We start from the raw sequence: 18,105 nt of genomic DNA, 5'->3' as shown, positions 1-18,105 counted from the left end.
ACCTTTGCTTATTTATTCTAATTAAAATGTTTCAACTTTTTTATAAAACCTAATAAATACTTAACACATACACCTACAACGAATCCTGTGCCTACTCCACTTATCATTAATAAAGGTAAATAATACATTATTTTTGCATTTTGTATTATAACCATAGCTACAAGTAGCTGTCCTAAATTATGAAAAACAGCTCCAACTAAACTGACTCCTATAATACTTATTTTTTCACGACTTATTAAAATTAAGGTATACATTACAAAAAAACTTAATATAGCACCAGCTACACTGTATAAAAAGCTAGAAAAAGATCCTAAAATAAAGGACGTCATTATTGTCCTTAATATGATAATGAAAAAGGCTTCTCTAAAAGAAAAAATATATATAGATGTCAATGTAATTATATTTGCAAGTCCCAATTTTGCCCCAGGCACACTAAAATTTAAAGGAATCATTTTTTCAATTATACTGAGTACTATAGCTTGAGCAACTAACAATGCAATAAAAATAATTTTTTGAGTTTTTGTTATATTATGAACTCGTTTAATTTGATATTGCATCAACTTTTCCCTCCATGTTACCTTTTATTTCTACAACTACTTGATGTGGAAGACAAACTATAGTTTCACTTACTTCTTTTTTGAAACCTGTTTGAACACATATCTTGTCAAGGCAATCGGCATCTATCATTTCTACTCCATTATCGTGAATTTTTATCATATTTTTTCCATGCTCATTTTCAATTTCAATAACTTGTTCATTCTTCAAAATTGGAACCTTCTTATATAATTTCCCCTCTACATATATTTCAGCATATAATTGACTGCTGTTTTGCTTTATAAAATTACTTCTGTATTTATTAATCCCTAAAAAAGTTCCAGCTATTATTAAAATAAATATGGCTATAATAAAATCTGATTTTTTCATTAAATCACCTTTTCATAAATTCTTAAAATTTAACTATATTTAAATTATCAGTCAATAACTAAATATTTATTATAATCAACATACTCAAATGTCCTTTTAAAGAATTCTTTAAAAGGACATTAATAATATTGTGCTATTAAAAGTAAATGTATTAATTTAATATATTTTATATCCAATTCTATTAATCAGTATATAAATAAGATTTCCTTACAACCCCTAGTTTATTCCAGTATTTTTTTAATACCGGAAACACATAATAATCTAAACCAAAAGTACTTCCTGAGCCACCTATTAAAGCTATACCTGCACTTATATACCATAACATTTCATATGGAGCCATACCTGAAGTCCAAACCATTGTACCCATCGCAATTGATGTGATTGATGCAATTGCTGTAAACAATCCAGCTATTAATAATAAACCTACTACTACTTCTCCAATAACCATACATGCTTGGAAAACCTCTGCTAGAACTGTAAATCCTCCATCAGATGTGTAGAAGAAAGTATCCATAGACCACTTAACCATATTATCTATAAATTCTGGTACAGGTAATGCCTGTATAGCTTGTTCTGCCGCTTTTGTAGCCGTTTCAGCAGTAGCAGATGCTCCACTGGTAGCTGCTGATGGTGGTGCCGGTATCAAAAATACATTAGAAGGATTTTCTAATATTTTTGGTAGTTTGTGTAGTCCTTGTTCTAACCATTTATAACCAACAAATACTCTAAGAATTACTAACCAGAAATTTGGAGATGCTTTGGCAAAATGCCCTCCAACAAAACTTCTTTTATCTTTAACATGGAAAAATTCATGTAAAAGATAAGACCAACATTTATTAAATCCAGCTACTTGGAAGAAATATACTAAGTTTATTAGATGTTTTACAAACATTGCCGCGAATCCAGATAATCCAAAGAACTTACCTGGTTTTCCTATATGAGCTACCCCATAACGTCCCCCTATACATACCATTGCTCCATGGAAAGCTGGTTTATAGGATTTTTTTTCTCCACCTTTAATATCTGTGTATATGTTATGTGCAATTATTGGAGCAGAGTGTTCTGCATTTTCTACCATTTGAGGAACTGGTCTTTCTTCACCTTCTGGTATATAAAATATATTGTCACCAACAACATAAACATTCTCATGACTTAAAGATTGCAACTTGTCATTAGTCACTATTCTTTTTCTACCTTTTTGCTCTAGTTCCATATTTCCAACTATATCTGAGCCTTCAACTCCTGCTGCCCAAACCACAGTTTTTGTTTTTATATTCTTTCCTTCTCCCATTTCAACAGAATCTTTTGTAACTTTAGTAATACCTGATCCAGTTATTATTTCAACTCCTAATTTTTCAAGTCTTTTTTCAGCCTTTTTAATTAGCTTGTCCGGGAAAATTGGTAAAATTTTAGGCATAGCATCTACTACATATAGCTTTACTTCTTCTGGATCTACGTAAAATTCTTTACATAATCTTTCTTTCCACTCAGCTAGTTCACCAATCATTTCTATACCTGTAAAGCCACCACCAACTACAACAAAAGTCAGCATATTTTTTCTTTTTTCTTTGTTAGGTTCCTTTACTGCTTTTCTGAACATATTAAGAATATGTTCTTTCAAATTGACAGCATCTTCATAAGACCACAATTGATGACTGTGTTCTTCTGCTCCTGGTATACCAAAGAAAGTTGGCTTACATCCAGTACCTATAACTAAATAATCATATTCATAAGAATTATTTTTTGATTTAACAACCTGTTTTTTGAAATCCATATCAGTAATTTCATCAAGCACAACATCTACTTTTCTTTTTGCAAATATCTTCTTTAAATCAATTCTTATAGAATCTTCTGGAGCTCTATTAGCTGCTACTTCATGAAGTTCCGTTAACAAAGTATGGTACGGTTTTTTATCAATAAGAGTAATTTCTACATCACTATCTTTTTTAAATTTCTTAGCGAGTTTTTTAGCCGCCAATACTCCCCCGTATCCTCCTCCAATAATCACTATTTTTTTCTTGCTACTCATCATTTACCTCCTAATTATTTTTTTGGATAAAATAAATAATTTCTTGCATATTTGAGTTTTTCTCTTTATGCATTTAGCTCCACCTTATACCGCCACTTAATTTCAAATTAAAATTTAATTCAATTTAATATGCCTAATAATTTAAACTTTTCTAGTTAAAATTTTATCATATTAACGCTAAAAATCTATGTTTACAGCAGTTTTGGTCATAAAAAAACTTTTTTAATAACTTTTGTTCATGATTTTAACAATATTTTTTTTATTATAATTAGTTTTCTTTACTTTGGAATTATTTGATGTTATAATTTCAAAAGTCATATAAAAAAATGTAATAAAAACTCACCTAACCACTTAAACCATTTAATTCAAATATATAAACTTTCATTTTAAAAATAAAAACTAAGATAAATGCTATATTGTTATAAACCATATTAATTATCAAAGTAATTCTTAATTAATATAGTTTGTCATTAAAATATCATTCATCTTAGCTTAACATCCATTCTATTCTTTAAAAATTCAAATATATACTAATAATAAATCTTTTCTGTATAATATTTTTCCAATATAATATTTCCAATTTTTAAAAATAAATATTTAAGTTTATTATCATAAATTTAAAATAAAATTACTGTGGTTAGTTAAAAATAATATTGATTATAAATCCAAAATATACATTAGGAGTTAGTAATGCGTTTAAAGAATAAGAAATATTCAATTATGGTACTATCAATTTTAGTTTCTTTAATTTTTGCATATAAATTTTTATTTGCTGATTCATCTAAAAATATAAAAACAAATTTACCAAAATCTAAATCTGGATTTTTTTTAGGAACACATGTTGAAATAAGTTTATATGATAATAGCTCTGATGAAATTTTTGATGAATGCTTTAATATACTAAAAGATGTTGAAGACAAAATGAGTATTAATATTGATACAAGTGAGGTTTCAAATATTAATAAAAACGCTGGAAAATCCCCAGTAAAAGTTTCATCTCAAACTTTCTCTGTAATAAAAAGAGGATTATATTATTCTTCTCTCTCCAAAGGACATTTTGATATAAGTATAGGTTCTTTGGTAAAACTTTGGGAAATAGGTTCAGAAAACGCCAAAGTACCTTCTAAAGAAGAAATAGAAAAAAGTAAGAGCACAATAAATTACAAAAATATTTTATTAGATGAAAAAGCACAAACTGTAAAACTTGCAAATAAAGATATGTTCATTGATTTAGGTGGAATTGCCAAAGGCTATGCTGCTGATGTACTGGCAAACGTCCTAAAATCAAAAAAAATTGAAAGTGCAATTATAAATTTAGGAGGAAATGTATATGCCCTTGGCTCTAAACCCAATGGTAAAACATGGAATATAGGAATTCAAAACCCATTTGAGCCTCGTGGAAAACATCTTGGAATACTTAATATAAATAATAAATCCATTGTTACATCAGGAGTTTATGAACGATTTTTAGAAAAAAACGGTAAGAGATATCACCATATTTTAAGCCCCTTTACTGGATATCCAGTAGAAAATTCATTAGTAAGCATTACAATAATTGCCGACAACTCTATAGATGCTGATGGACTCTCCACAACTGTTTTTTCACTTGGATTAGATGCTGGAAGAGAACTTGTTGAATCTCTAGATGGTATAGATGCCATTTTTGTAACAAATAAAAAAGAAGTTTATACAACTTCTAGTTTGAAAAATAATTTTTCACTTTTAAACAATGATTTTAAAATCATTCATAAATAATTTAGGAGGTTTATACTATGAAAAAAAAGGTTTCACTATTAATACTACTTATGTTTATTTTAAATATAGCTTTAGTAGGTTGTACAAATAAAACGACCCAAGAACAAAAAGCAAAAGAAACACCAAAAGAAAAACAGACTGTAAATATAGGCTTACTACCTTCTGCAGATGCTATACCGTTTATCATAGCAAAACATAATGGATATTTTAAAGAAGAAGGTGTTACTGTCAACCTTGAACACTTTAAAAGTGCAATGGATAGAGATTCTGCTTTTCAGACAGGTAATATAGATGGTGCTATGGCTGATATGCTTTCTGTAATTTTTTCAAACGATAATGGTTTTAATGTTAAAATGACTTCAAAAACTAATGGAAGTTTCAAACTAATAGCTAACAAAGATGCAAATATCAAAAATGTTAGTGATGCAAAAGGAAAAACTATTGGAATTTCTAAAAATACAGTAATCGAGTATATAACTGATAAAATAATGGAAAAAGCAAACATCTCTGAAAATGAATATGAAAAAGTAGCTGTACCTAAAATGCCAACTAGACTAGAAATGCTTCACAATAACAAATTAGCTACTGCTACTCTTCCAGAACCTTTAGCAAGCGATGCCATTAATAAAGGTGGTATTCTTTTAAGCAGTTCCGAGGACTTAGGAATTTATCCTGGAATAATGGTATTTTCTCAAAAAGCAATAGATGCAAAGAAAGATGAAATTAAAGCAGTATATAGAGCTTATAATAGAGCAATTGAATATTTACAAAAAGAAAGTAAAGATAAATATATTGATATGGTAATTAAAGAAGGTGGATTACCAGCATCTCTTAAAACAGCTTCACAGCTACCAGAATACACTAAAGCTGTTATGCCATCAGAAAAAGATTTTACAGCTGTTTTAGATTGGTTAAAATCTAAAAAACTTACTTCTAAAGATTTTAAATTTGAAGATTTATCTGATAGCAGTTTAATTGAATAAATAAAATAAAATAAACTAAACTAAACAAATCAGATATTTTAATAAATAAAATATCTGATTTGTATTATTAATATAATTATTTTAATCATATTTAAATATAATGCTCTATTTTAAATTGTTGAATTATTATAACTAAAAATTATAATTTTTAATTTTATATTTCTTCTTTAACCTTTGCTCTCTATCACGAAGAGCATAATAATAAAAATTTTATAGAAAAAGGTGTATTTATATGAGTAGATTTTTCAATAACAAAAAAATAGAATTACTTGTACCAACAGGTACTTTTGAAATATTTAAAAAAGTAATACATAGTAAAGCTGATGCCGTTTATTTAGGTGGTAAAATATTAAATATGCGTATGCACAGAAAAAATTATAACTTTAAAAATGAAGAAATTAAAGAAGCTATTTCAATAGCTCATTCTATGAATAAAAAAGTATATATTACCCTAAATAATATGTTAAATCCCGATGAAGTAACACAGGCAAAAGATTTTCTTTTGTTTCTTAACCAAGTAAAACCTGATGCAATAATTGTTCAAGACTTTAGTATAGTTGAATTAATTAGAGAAATGAACTTGAATATTCCTATACACTCTAGTGTTATGATGAATGTACATAATAAAGCTACTGTACAAAGACTAAGAGAATTGGGAATATCAAGAGTTGTTGTCTCTAGAGAACTAAGCTTAGAAACTGTAAAAGCATTGTCTGAATCAACAGATATGGAATTTGAATATTTTACTCACGGAGATATGTGTATTGCTCATGGTGCACAGTGTTTATATAGTGGTATGACTTTTGGCAAAAGTAGTAATAGAGGACTTTGTATGAAACCCTGCCGCTGGAACTTTGGAGTAAAAAAAGATGGTTTAGTTTATCCAACAGAATACCCTATGGCAGTTAAAGATATGTATATGTATGAACATATTCCTGAAATGATTGATGCAGGTATAGTTTCTTTTAAAATTGAGGGTAGAATGAGAGATGCTGATTATTTAATTAATCTAATTAATTACTACGGTGATGCTATTGACAGATATATTGATGATCCTATCTGCTATGATAGAAAAAAAGAGGCTCAAAATATTTATAATCATCGTAAAAGAGACTTATCTACAGGATATGCCTTTGGAAAACCTGGACTTTCTAATATAAACAGGCGTTACGAAGGTACAGGTAAATTTTATAGCCACGGTAAGGTTTTTAGTAATCCCATTGAAGAAATCGAACTTGATAACGAAAGAATAGGCAAAATCAAAGAAACATTACATCAAAGTCATTCTTCATGTGAAAAAGCTATTCTCAGTGTAAAGGTTAATTCCTATGAACAAGCAAAAACAGCTCTAGAAGAAGAAGTTGACACTCTTTATCTTTCTGGAGAAGTTTTTGAACCTAATAAGCCTTTTAGTAAGAAGGAAATTCTTAATTTAACTAAAAATAAGAAAAATACAAAAATATATCTTGGACTTCCGAGAATGATGTATGAAGAAGATTTTTCTAAATACAATCATTTACTTAATGAAAACAACTTAGGTTTAGATGGTTTATTGGTAACTAATTTAGGAGCCATCCATAAATTTAAAGACTTAGGACTTGATCTGATTAGTGATTATTGTTTAAATATTTATAATCAAAAGGCAGCTAGTTTCTACAAAAAGGAAGGCTTATCTATTGGTACTCTTTCAATAGAATCTCCATTAATAGATGCAGTAGAAACCATTAAAAAATCTCCTCTTTCTATAGAATTAATTGTTCATGGTTCTCCTGTAGTAATGTATTTAGAACATGATTTATATGAAAACACTAAAGTTTTAAAACCTATTAAAAATGAAAATAACCGTTACGTTGATAATAATATATTAGTGTTAGTAGATGATAAAGACTTTGAACATCCAATTTATCGTGATAATGCTGGAAGAAATCATATGATGCTTTATAAAGATTTATGTTACCTTCCATTTTTAAAGGAACTCAATAATATTGGAGTAAGTCGCTTTAGAATTGAAGGCTGTCATTATGACTTGGAAACTTTAACAAAAATTATACGTATTTACAAAAAAGCTATAAATGATTTAACTAAATGTGATGAATTATTTAAATCTTTAAAGCCTACACATGCTGGCTTCACTCTAGGAGCTTTTCACTTTAACTAAGGAGGTATTAAAATGAATAATTATATAGGACCTCAAGAAATAATTAAAAAGAAAAACGATTTTTTATATCCCTGCACACATCATTTTTATAAAAATCCTCCTCAAATAGTAAGAGGAGAAATGCAATACCTTTTCGATTCTGAAGGTAAAAAATACTTAGATTGTTTTGCAGGAGTTTCAGTAATGAACTGCGGACACTGCAATCCTGAAATACTAAATGCAGCAATTAAGCAAATGAAAACTCTCCAACACACTACAACTATTTATTTAACTGAACCTATAGTTAACTTAGCAGAAAAATTAGCTAATATATTACCAGGCGACTTAAAACATTCATTCTTCTGCTGTACAGGTTCAGAAGCAAATGAAGGTGCTCTTTTACTTGCAAGACTATATACAGGTAAAAAGAATTTTATAGCACTAGAAAATGGACTTCATGGTCGTACTTATCTAACAATGAGTACAACTGCAATTCCAATGTGGAGGGCCGATCCAAATTTAGATACTTCAGTTACTTTTGTTCCTAATACACATGCTAAAAATAAAGCACTTCATGAAGCAGCTGAAGAATCTCTAAATGCAGTAGAACAACTTATTAAAACAAAAGGTGCTGAAAATTTTGCAGCATTTATAGCTGAACCTATCCAAGGAAACGGAGGTATCATAACTCCACCAAAATGGTATTTTAAAAAACTAAAAGAATTATTACAAAAACATAATATACTTTTAATTATCGATGAAATTCAGACTGGTTTTGCAAGAACAGGTAAAATGTTTGCAATAGAAAATTATGATGTTGTCCCTGACATTATAACAGTTGCAAAAGCCTTAGGAAATGGAATGCCTATTGCAGCATTTTGTACAAATGACAAAATAGCAGCATCATTTACAAAACCATCTGCATCTACTTTAGGAGGAAATCCAGTTTCATCTGCTACAGCAATAGCTGTGCTTGATTATATAGAAAAAAATAATTTAAAGGAAAGAGCTGAAAAATTAGGTGCAAAATTAAAAGAAGGATTATTAAACCTAAAAAACAAATACCCTATCGTAAAAAATGTTAGAGGTATAGGCCTTATGTTAGGAGCTGAGCTATTAAAAGAAAATGGTGACCCTGCTAGTGAAGAAGTAGACTTCATATTAGAACAATTAAAAGATAAAGGTGTACTTTTAGGTAAAAATGGCTTAGAAAGAAATGTATTAGCTTTTCAACCTCCTCTTGTTATCACTGAATACGATGTAGACTTTTTATTAGAAAAATTAGATAAAGTATTAAGTCTTCTTTAATTAATGTAGTATGTAATATTACATGTTTTATACCTTATTTTTCATTCCAATATATGTTATAGTAATATTATTGTCATTAGTTTTAAATTTAATGTAATATCTAAAAAGTTGGAGATTTAATTGTATAAATTAAAAATAAGAAATGTTTCACTAGAGGATTTAGATTGTGCTACTCGAATAGAGGCTACTTGTTTTCCAGCTGCTGAAGCAGCTTCAAGGAACGTATTTAAGGAGAGATTTTCAGTTTTCCCTGAAGGCTTTTTTGTAGCTGAATTAAATAATGAAATTATAGGATTTATTAATGGAGGAGTAACAAATGAAGACCATATAGAAGATGAATTTTTTGAAACTATGAATCTTCATATACCTAATGGAGATAATATAGTAATCTTTGGCCTTGATGTACATCCTAAATATCAAAGAAGAGGGTACGCTAAAGAATTAATGAATCATTTCATTGAAGCAGCAAAAAAGGCTGGTAGAAAAAATGTATTGCTTACATGCAAAGAGCATTTAATAGACTATTATAAACAATTCGGTTATGTCAATGAAGGTGTATCTGAATCTCAACACGGCGGAGCTAAATGGTATGATATGTATCTTAAATTAAAATAGCATAACTCTTCATTCTTTTATTTATTCAAAAGGTAACCCCCACAACATTAATGTCGTGGGGGTTACTGATTATCTAACCTGTACCTATAAATTTATAATATTCCCTAAAACAATACATTACATTATATTGTCATCTCTAAATTATGCTTATTTAGTTCAATATTTTGTTTATATAATACAAAATTTCTTCATACTTAACTGAAATTTTTCTCTTTGAATATAACTTAATTTCTTTTAACCAATTCCCTTATTAGTAATTCCTCTATATGCTCAATTTCAGAGTTATCTCTTGTGTTTTGCGCTGACAAATCTTTAGACAAAGGAAAACCACATCTAAATTTATGAACTAAATCATCGTCTTTACTAATAAATAATGTAAGAGAACTATCCCAAGCAACAATTTCAATACTAGCAAGTGGATGCTGAATACTTACATTATCTACCCAAAATCCCTCGTATCCATCCACAAATGGCAAATCATATTTTAGAACTTCTTCAAGAGTATTCTTTTTAGAAAACCCTGAAAATACCCCCCAAATGAATTGAATATCCTCTTTATGAATAACCTCTGTAAGCTGTTTACCCGAAATCCAAACATATTCTTGTGAAAATAATTTATCCAACTTGCTGTTTTGAGGATAACAAACACAATCTGTAATTAGCCAATTATATTTTATCTGTTCATCTCCTATTGCTTTGAAAACCTTAGGAAGATAAGTATAGTATTTTTCACCTTTATCTAATATTGCACTTTTCAAACTCTCACCTCACCTTCATGTGGCATGTATTCATAATTTTCTCCAACAAAGTCCATATTTGACTCTCCTATTATATATATCATAAATGTGAAATATAATATACCATATTGTACCTTACTTTACTTATAATAATCAACTTGAATAATTTATGGTATTGATATATATAATTTTAATGAGGTGAGATTATGAAAGGAATAGTGCCATGTAATGAAGAGGAAAAAAATATAATGATTTTAGCTTTATATAGTTACTTAAACTATTATAGGAATAGATTAAATAAAGTAGATGATCAATTATATATTGAAACTATACAAAATAAGATTAAAATCACCAAAAATATGATAAAAAAATTAGGAGCCTAGTGGCTCCTTAATTTAGTGTGATTTATTGTTTAAACTAAAATCAGTATAAGAGATAACTAAGACATAAATGTATAAAAATATTACAAATGTATAAAATTGAAACACTTATAATGTTAAGATCATATGAGAATAAATAGTTTTCACTTGTTAATTGTAAGTATTTTATATATTCACAATGTATTATCCTCTCAGTATGTATCATATAGCGTAGGTAGTATTTAAATAAATAATGGAATATAAATTGCTACCATGTAATATATAGCATTAAGCTAAATATTTAAATAATACTATAATATTAAGGAGAGGATTTTTTTGAAGATTAAGAAACTAGTTATGTTGTTTGTTCCTATTATGATTGTGATGTTATTTCCAAACATCGTTAAAGCTATACCTACTATTACTGTAGAACAAACATTTACTGACATTAATACAACAAAGTTCTGGGCTAAAGTTGAAAGAATAAGACTTAATGAACCTAATATAGTTCAAGAAAAATTTATTTCAGATAATGAACATAAAAAGTCTAATATAATAACTGAATTTGGAAATACGGAATGTCCTAATTCTCAATTGTTCTTACTTCATTATGCAGAAGGTTGGGATACAGGTAGTAATCCAATTCCAATTTTATTTGTCCATGGAGCAGGTAAGAATGGAGATTATGCAGCAGATCCAATTGGTGATGGGTCTATAGAAGGTATAATGCAATATTTAAAAAGTAATGGATTTAAAGTCTTTTCTATAACTTTTGCACATCCACATGGAGATAATTTTTTCCAGAGAGAAATTCTTGCAGCTGCTATTTCTAGAATAAAAGAAGTTACAGGATCAGAAAAAGTAGATTTAATTGCTCATAGTAAAGGAAATATCAGTTCTCGTATGTATGTATCAAATGTAAAACGAGATTGGGGAATAGATTTTAGAGATGATGTAAGAAGGTACATTCAACTTGGAGCACCAAATGGTGGTATAGATTACAGCTTCCGAAACACATGGGCCGCATGGGGAATTATGGCTACTGGAGAACATGGACCTGTGCCTTACACAAGTATGTTAATTTACGGTCTGTGGTGTAATACAAAATACCATAGTCTTTATAATGAAGATGAAGGCGGCGGTGCATATACAGGTCAAGTTCAAATGCTTGCAAAATGGGTTGATAAATATCCTTTAGATGCTTTGGAACAAGATTGGTATACAACATACTATGGTGGGCAAGGATTCTGTAGCTATTCATATGGAATTGATCATGCAATACAAGAAGGAGAAAACTTAATCGACACTCTAAAAAATTCTCCAGTTGCATCATCAGTTGAAATTGCTACACTCGCTGGTAATGTAAATGTAATTAATGGAGTTACAATGGAAAATGATGGTCCTAGTGATGGAATCGTTTTTGTTGAAAGTGCTACAATGACAGAACCTATGACTGCTACAGGGGCTACTTTACTTGAAAAGAAAGTAATAAGTTTAAATCATGTTCAGCTTGCATATGATACTGCTGCAAAATCATGGATAAAAACTCAACTTACTAGATAAATAATAGGATAAAAAAGAGCCTGAGGGCTCTTTTTTAGGTTGCTAAATAGCTATTATTATAAGTTTTTAATTTGTTCAAGCAACATTTTTGCAGCTTTTTCTGGACCTTTCTTTTCCATACCAGGTACTCCCAATCTAGTTTTTAATTGTCCAACTCTTACTTTTGAGTTAAAAAACTTATTAAAATATTCTTTTAAAAGTACATCTGTGTCTTCTTTCTTTTGCATAGGACCAAAGGGATTTGCAAAATATGTTTTTACTAAACCTTTTTCAGTAGTTGTTCCTTTCGCCATTCTAGCTCCACTTTTAAATACATTAAGTGAATCTTCTACATTCTCAAAGAATTCTAATTCTGGGCCTTCTTCTTCATAATTATTTGCATATAAAAATAAGTCTATTGGATAACCTGCAATTATTTCTTTATAACTTGCTACTGGAATTACAAGTCTTGCATTAACTTTATCTGGATTCATAAATATACTTCTATCTATCTGCTTAAATGCATATCCTGTGTCTAAATCATCTAGTCTAACAAAAGCACCTATTTCTGTACCGTATCCTTTAGGCTTATTGTCACCATCTAATTTTACTACACCCATATCATCAAAAATTATAGTCATATCACTTATATAATCATCAGCAAGTTTTCTAAAAGCTTCTAAACTTTCTGATTTTCCTGCTCCACTGTCTCCCATTATTATTACATTTGCAGTTTTATCATTTTTGGTTATTACATGAACCATAGCACCATGTATTGGAAGATAACCTTTTTTAATCATTATTAAATTGTGTAAAGTTAAAGTCATTTTTTTCATATATCCAAAATAATCTATAGCTTCATTATAATTTATATATCCAAGCATAATATCATTTTCTTTATCATCATAAAATACTGTTTTCATTTCACTACTATTATCTCTAGCTCCAAATACATAAATCATATCTGGTTTTTTACCTTTATATTCTTCTTCACTTGCTAGTTCAAATAAGTTACATAGTGTAACTCCATGTGCCATAAAATCTCTATGGAAATATATATATGCTAAAAGTGAACCAACTTTTGCTGGATAACAAAACCAGTGATCTACATCTATAGAACACCCTCCATTTAAAGGATTTTCAAAACATTCAGTAAACATACCATCTCTTGTATTCTTTTTAGGATAAGTAATAAAAGGTGGATCTAATAATATGGATTCTATAAATGGAACTTTCTTTAATAATTCGTATTCTTTAGGCATTTTCCATGTTGAGTCAGTTAAAATAAGTCCGGCATTTCCTCCTACTGGAAGTTGTCTATAAACTTTTGGTGCTACTCCTAATACATTTTCTTCTATTTTTCTATAAGTTTTTAATATAAGATTAGAAAATCTGTTATTTGCATCTATAAAACTTACATTTTGATATCCTTCTCTTATTTTTTTATTTTGAACTATAGTATATCTTTCTAACTTTCTCCAAAAATTATATAAATCTTCTATAAATAATATAAATTTATCTTTGTCTTCTAAAAGCTTTTTATATTTAGATTCTAATTTTATTATTTCTTCTGATTTTAAAACTAGAAGTAACTTCAAAACATTAACTGTATCACCAAAAATACTTTCTTTATTTCCCTCTAAAGAATTTTTTATATATTTATATATATTGCCTTCTCTTTTTTCTATCGTTCTTAAATAACTTTCCAAAATTCTTTTAAACCCGTAACTATTAAACACCGCCTCTGAACTATCACAATATTTAGCTGTAAAATTTATCATAGCTTTTCCGGTACTAAGCGAAAATTCTTTTTTCATAAATAATCCCTCCAAACTTATAGTAGTAATTAATCTTCCGGCACTAAGTATTTTGTTTATATAATCACTATATCATATTTTGCATCAAAATAAACGAATATTTTTTAAAGCTTCTTGTTTTTAGCTTCGTTTTTACTAGAATACACGAATTTTTTCGATAATTTATTATTTATAGTACGTTTTGAAGATTTTTCTCAAAAATAGACTAATAAAACTATACATTCAAAAGTTTACATTCATTTGTTGCAGAATATTTTTCTATTATGTCTTAATAGCTTGAATAATTTTCAGTTTTTTATATCATCATTTAAGAATATTGTGCCTTGAATATATTATTACTTATATACCACTTCAAATTCCTCACATACTACTAACATTTCTTGCGAAAATTCCATTTCTTGCTCTTTTAATTCTGTTGTAAAAAAATCTATATGTGCTTTTTGCCAATATTTTAAAGACTTATCCCCCTCACCTTCTATTTCTGCAAATTCTTCATTTACATCTTTAAAAGGAAGTACATCCACTTTTTTAATTCTTATGATACATTGGGCTATTCCATTCCAATCAGTAATAATACTATAATTATCTTCCGTAGGTAGTTCTTCATTTTCTAATTCATACCAATAATAAAGAGATGTTGTTCCTCTTTTGATTCCTTCTCTAACTAATTTTGCTAAATCATTGGCACTTTTTTCATTATCGCAAAAATACCATGAAGTATAATTTTTATTAGTATTACCATCATTCTCACCTATAGACGTTAAATAATTTTTCCACATTTTTTGTACTGATTTATGTTCTTGTTCCATCTTTTAAACTCTCCTTTGTATAGGTAAATTGTAATTATTTTTTCATATATTGACCTATATTGGCTTTATCATCAATTACCCCTTCAATAATAGGATCTTTACTAACAATAATTGTTGTAATTCCTGGTCCATGTCCAGCCTTTACACAATCACTATGAACAACAACGCCTATACTTACAGCTCCTTTTAAGTATCCTCTTCCATAAGTATTATCACAATCCTCTAATAATACTAAATCTCCAAAATTTAATTTATCTAGACCTAGTCTTTTTATTTCTTTAGTATCAGCAGTCATTATATCATAGTCGCCTGTATATGCACTTGATGAGCCAATCCCTGACCCCATAAGATATGGTGGAACCTTAGCAACAACTGGAACCTGTAGCCTACCATCCTTTTCTGTAATACCTAGCTTTTCAAATAAATCTGGATCTATATTCATAAGATGTACATCGTCATAGCCTTCTAATTTTAGACCTTGTCCATATGCTTTAATCATTATCTTATCATCTATAGCTAAATTTTCTAAATCTTTTTCTTCAAAACAAATCAAAACATGTTCTATTCCGCCATGCATACCAGTTACATATCCCTTTGCACCTTTTGCATCTCCGGAAACAACCTTTGCCTCATTACCTATACATGCAAATGTCATTAATGCTGCATTTTCTGTTGTAATTTCTAATAGATACACCTGGTTCAACATGATCTCCTGCCCATCCAAAAGCTGAATCTCCAATTTTTACATTATAAGAAATACCTCCTGTAGCTGGAAGAATCATTGGTGTACCTTCATGAGTTATTCTATATCCTCCACCTAATGGATGATGTACCTTACCTTGAACAGACCATTTAACAACCTTTTCTTTATTTGTTTTTAACATATATATTACCTCCTTTTCTTATGTATTACTATAAATCTAACATATGTTCATTTCCTATACTTTTACCAGTTTATTTCTAATCCTACTCCAACTTCTTTCAATGGCAAAACTTTATGTATTTCTGCTCTAACAGCAAATGAAGTACAATGGCAAGGATATAATTCCTTTAAGTTATTCTGTTTTAGATAATCGATAGTTTTGTTAACTTGTTCAGTTACTTCAAATAAATGAAATCCTCCTATAATTCCTAATACTCTATTATCCTTACATACTTTTTTTGCATATTCTATTATATTGCATATCCCACTATGAGAACATCCTGTAATAATATAAATTCCATTTTCATTTTTATATACAAGTGCTGTATCATCCATTACATAATCATCAACTAAAGTTTCACCAACAATTTGTTTACCAATAGGTCTTCTATTTTCGAAGTCATTTATTTGAGGTATTTCCCCTAAAAAAGTTATATTTTTGCTAACTTTAATAGGCTCTTTCGAAAGAATTAGATTGCACTTTTCTTTTAGTTCTTCTTGCAAAATAGGAGAACAAATTTTTAAATTGTCTATTACTTTTTCTTTAAATGCATCTGGATGAGCAATAATAGAAATATTATTTTTATGATTTTGTTCAAAATAGTATTTTAATCCTCTTGTGTGGTCATCATGACCATGTGAAATAACAATAGTACTTATATTTTCTAAATCTATACCTAATGCTGTTGAGTTTCTCAAAAATAAATCGGAATACCCTACGTCCAATAATAAGCTAATATCCTCATCTTCAATATAATATGAAACAGCAGGTTCACCACAATAATATTGGTCAATGTATGTATTATTATCTACTAAAACTCTTAGTTTCACCTTTTTACCTCCTTTCCTTAATATAAATAATTTTAACTTTATCTTACAATTTTGTTACAACTCATTTTATCATATTTCCTATGCACTTTCTTATGTTGTAACTTAATTACAATACATCAGAAACATCACATAGAAATAAAAAATTAAGAGATGCTTAGGCATCTCTTTTTATTGTTTATTGACAATAACATTATTTTTCTTATTTCCTATTTGATTTATCATTCTTTCAGCAGATGAAGCGTAGTTGGATTTTGGATAATTATCTTTTATTTTCTGGAAATATACAAGAGCATTAGTATTATCATTAGTTTCTTTATAGCATACTCCTATCTGATAAGTAATCCATGGCATAATATCTAAGTTTGAATCAATTTCAGAAGCTATTTTTAGTTTTGGCAGTGCTTCCTTATACTTTGCTTGCTTATATAGTCTATTTCCCTGATTATATATAGTCCATAAGGCATTTGTTTTTATATTTGCCCATAGTTTATCAAATTTTATTTTTGTTTCATCATCAAAATTCATGTTCTTCATATTTATTAGAGTACCAGCAGCTTTTTCGTAATTACCATCCTTAAAAGATTTTTCAACCTCATTTAGCATTGTTAAAATATCATATTTATTCTTATAATTGTCTAGTTCTAATTTTGTATCTTCTAATTTTTTTTGCATATTTTCATAATCCTCATGGGATATAGTATTTTTTTCAGATAAAATCTTATTTTCCTCAGAATTTTTATCTGTTTTTTTCTCAGAATCAACTACTTTATTGGTAGCCTGAGTTTTTTTCCAAACAGTTTGAAGATTTGATGGCCCCCCATAGCTTACAATAAAACCTACCATAACAATGATTAAAATTGATAATCCTATAATAATCTTACCTCTTAAATATTGAGTTAGAATAAACTGATTCTTTTTATTATTTGAACCAGCTTTAACTCTTTTAATAGCATCCATAGTTTTATACATAGTTCTTTCAATTATTAAATTTTTTAAATATTCCTTTGCTAAGTCACTGTATATTTCATATTTCGCCAGTTTTTTAAAAGTTTTTTCTGCTCTTCTATATGCTTTCTTATTAACATAACATAATCCCAAAAGCCTTACTGCTTCAGAAAAGCTTCGGTTATATGATAAAGCCTTTTTTAAATCCTTTATAGCTAAATCTAAATTGTTTGCTTTTACCTCTGCAATAGATTTATTATATAGAATAATAGATTTTATAATATTATCATTAATTCTATATTGATTTAATTCCATATCCTTTAAATTGATTGGTCGTATCTTTTTTATTTCCAAATCAAAATCAAACAAGTAATTTCCTCCTTAAAATTCTG

The 18,105-nt window shown here is 28.4% G+C and carries 16 protein-coding genes and 1 pseudogene; 7 read left to right on the top strand and 10 right to left on the bottom strand.

All coding sequences use genetic code 11. The annotated features are described in order from the left end of the window. Positions 1–17: 17 nt before the first annotated feature. The 3 genes from OXH55_RS18890 to OXH55_RS18880 all read right to left on the bottom strand — a co-directional run bounded on the left by OXH55_RS18890 (position 18) and on the right by OXH55_RS18880 (position 2,953). Positions 18–557 (bottom strand): Gx transporter family protein, encoded by a 540-nt coding sequence (locus tag OXH55_RS18890; RefSeq protein ID WP_268051708.1) that lies wholly within the window; start codon positions 555–557, stop codon positions 18–20. Further along, complete coding sequence (locus OXH55_RS18885) at positions 541–924, bottom strand: NusG domain II-containing protein (RefSeq protein ID WP_268051706.1); 384 nt, start codon at positions 922–924, stop codon at positions 541–543. The genes OXH55_RS18890 and OXH55_RS18885 overlap by 17 nt, the downstream gene beginning before the upstream one ends. Before the next feature lie 181 nt (positions 925–1,105). Continuing rightward, positions 1,106–2,953 (bottom strand): FAD-dependent oxidoreductase, encoded by a 1,848-nt coding sequence (locus OXH55_RS18880; RefSeq protein WP_268051704.1) that lies wholly within the window; start codon positions 2,951–2,953, stop codon positions 1,106–1,108. Between the two features lie 690 nt (positions 2,954–3,643). Here OXH55_RS18880 and OXH55_RS18875 point away from each other — a divergent pair. The 5 genes from OXH55_RS18875 to OXH55_RS18855 all read left to right on the top strand — a co-directional run bounded on the left by OXH55_RS18875 (position 3,644) and on the right by OXH55_RS18855 (position 9,751). Beyond that, complete coding sequence (locus tag OXH55_RS18875; protein ID WP_268051702.1) at positions 3,644–4,708, top strand: FAD:protein FMN transferase; 1,065 nt, start codon at positions 3,644–3,646, stop codon at positions 4,706–4,708. Positions 4,709–4,725: 17 nt separating this feature from the next. Then, entirely contained in the window at positions 4,726–5,691 is a 966-nt protein-coding gene (locus tag OXH55_RS18870; RefSeq protein ID WP_268051700.1) for an ABC transporter substrate-binding protein, read from the top strand. A 232-nt stretch (positions 5,692–5,923) separates the two neighbouring features. After that, the gene (locus OXH55_RS18865) at positions 5,924–7,849 is read left to right on the top strand and encodes a peptidase U32 family protein (protein WP_268051698.1); all 1,926 of its coding nucleotides are present in this window, start codon (positions 5,924–5,926) and stop codon (positions 7,847–7,849) included. A 12-nt stretch (positions 7,850–7,861) separates the two neighbouring features. Beyond that, complete coding sequence (locus OXH55_RS18860; protein ID WP_268051697.1) at positions 7,862–9,136, top strand: aspartate aminotransferase family protein; 1,275 nt, start codon at positions 7,862–7,864, stop codon at positions 9,134–9,136. 120 nt (positions 9,137–9,256) lie between these two features. Beyond that, the gene (locus tag OXH55_RS18855) at positions 9,257–9,751 is read left to right on the top strand and encodes a GNAT family N-acetyltransferase (protein ID WP_268051696.1); all 495 of its coding nucleotides are present in this window, start codon (positions 9,257–9,259) and stop codon (positions 9,749–9,751) included. A 224-nt stretch (positions 9,752–9,975) separates the two neighbouring features. Here OXH55_RS18855 and OXH55_RS18850 read toward each other — a convergent pair whose 3' ends face one another. Next, positions 9,976–10,509 (bottom strand): DUF2691 family protein, encoded by a 534-nt coding sequence (locus OXH55_RS18850; RefSeq protein WP_268051695.1) that lies wholly within the window; start codon positions 10,507–10,509, stop codon positions 9,976–9,978. A gap of 185 nt (positions 10,510–10,694) precedes the next feature. Between OXH55_RS18850 and OXH55_RS18845 the strand changes: the two genes are divergently transcribed. Both OXH55_RS18845 and OXH55_RS18840 read left to right on the top strand, forming a co-directional pair. Continuing rightward, positions 10,695–10,871: a hypothetical protein gene (locus OXH55_RS18845; RefSeq protein ID WP_268051693.1), complete on the top strand. Its 177-nt coding sequence runs from the start codon at positions 10,695–10,697 to the stop codon at positions 10,869–10,871. A gap of 312 nt (positions 10,872–11,183) precedes the next feature. Further along, complete coding sequence (locus OXH55_RS18840; RefSeq protein WP_268051692.1) at positions 11,184–12,410, top strand: esterase/lipase family protein; 1,227 nt, start codon at positions 11,184–11,186, stop codon at positions 12,408–12,410. 56 nt (positions 12,411–12,466) lie between these two features. Here the strand turns inward: OXH55_RS18840 and OXH55_RS18835 are convergent, their stop codons facing one another. The 6 genes and pseudogenes from OXH55_RS18835 to OXH55_RS18815 all read right to left on the bottom strand — a co-directional run bounded on the left by OXH55_RS18835 (position 12,467) and on the right by OXH55_RS18815 (position 18,082). Then, on the bottom strand, positions 12,467–14,206 hold the full coding sequence (locus OXH55_RS18835) for a phosphoenolpyruvate carboxykinase (ATP) (protein ID WP_268051690.1): 1,740 nt from the start codon (positions 14,204–14,206) through the stop codon (positions 12,467–12,469). A gap of 335 nt (positions 14,207–14,541) precedes the next feature. Continuing rightward, a complete protein-coding gene (locus OXH55_RS18830) occupies positions 14,542–15,015 on the bottom strand; it encodes an ASCH domain-containing protein (protein WP_268051688.1) in 474 nt (157 codons plus the stop codon). A gap of 34 nt (positions 15,016–15,049) precedes the next feature. Further along, on the bottom strand, positions 15,050–15,457 hold the full coding sequence (locus OXH55_RS20165) for a DUF4438 family protein (RefSeq protein ID WP_336296797.1): 408 nt from the start codon (positions 15,455–15,457) through the stop codon (positions 15,050–15,052). A gap of 33 nt (positions 15,458–15,490) precedes the next feature. Next, a pseudogene (locus OXH55_RS20160) lies at positions 15,491–15,797 on the bottom strand (DUF4438 family protein); the annotation flags it as partial. Positions 15,798–15,961: 164 nt separating this feature from the next. Continuing rightward, positions 15,962–16,768 carry an MBL fold metallo-hydrolase gene (locus tag OXH55_RS18820; RefSeq protein WP_268051686.1) on the bottom strand — a complete coding sequence of 269 codons (807 nt, stop codon included), beginning with the start codon at positions 16,766–16,768 and terminating at the stop codon, positions 15,962–15,964. A 168-nt stretch (positions 16,769–16,936) separates the two neighbouring features. After that, entirely contained in the window at positions 16,937–18,082 is a 1,146-nt protein-coding gene (locus OXH55_RS18815; protein WP_268051684.1) for a tetratricopeptide repeat protein, read from the bottom strand. Between the last annotated feature and the right edge of the window lie 23 nt (positions 18,083–18,105).

Origin of the sequence: Clostridium ganghwense (assembly GCF_026735165.1) — a bacterium.
Taxonomy (GTDB): Bacteria; Bacillota; Clostridia; order Clostridiales; family Clostridiaceae; genus Clostridium_H; species Clostridium_H ganghwense.
This window is presented reverse-complemented; position numbering and strand designations above follow the sequence as displayed.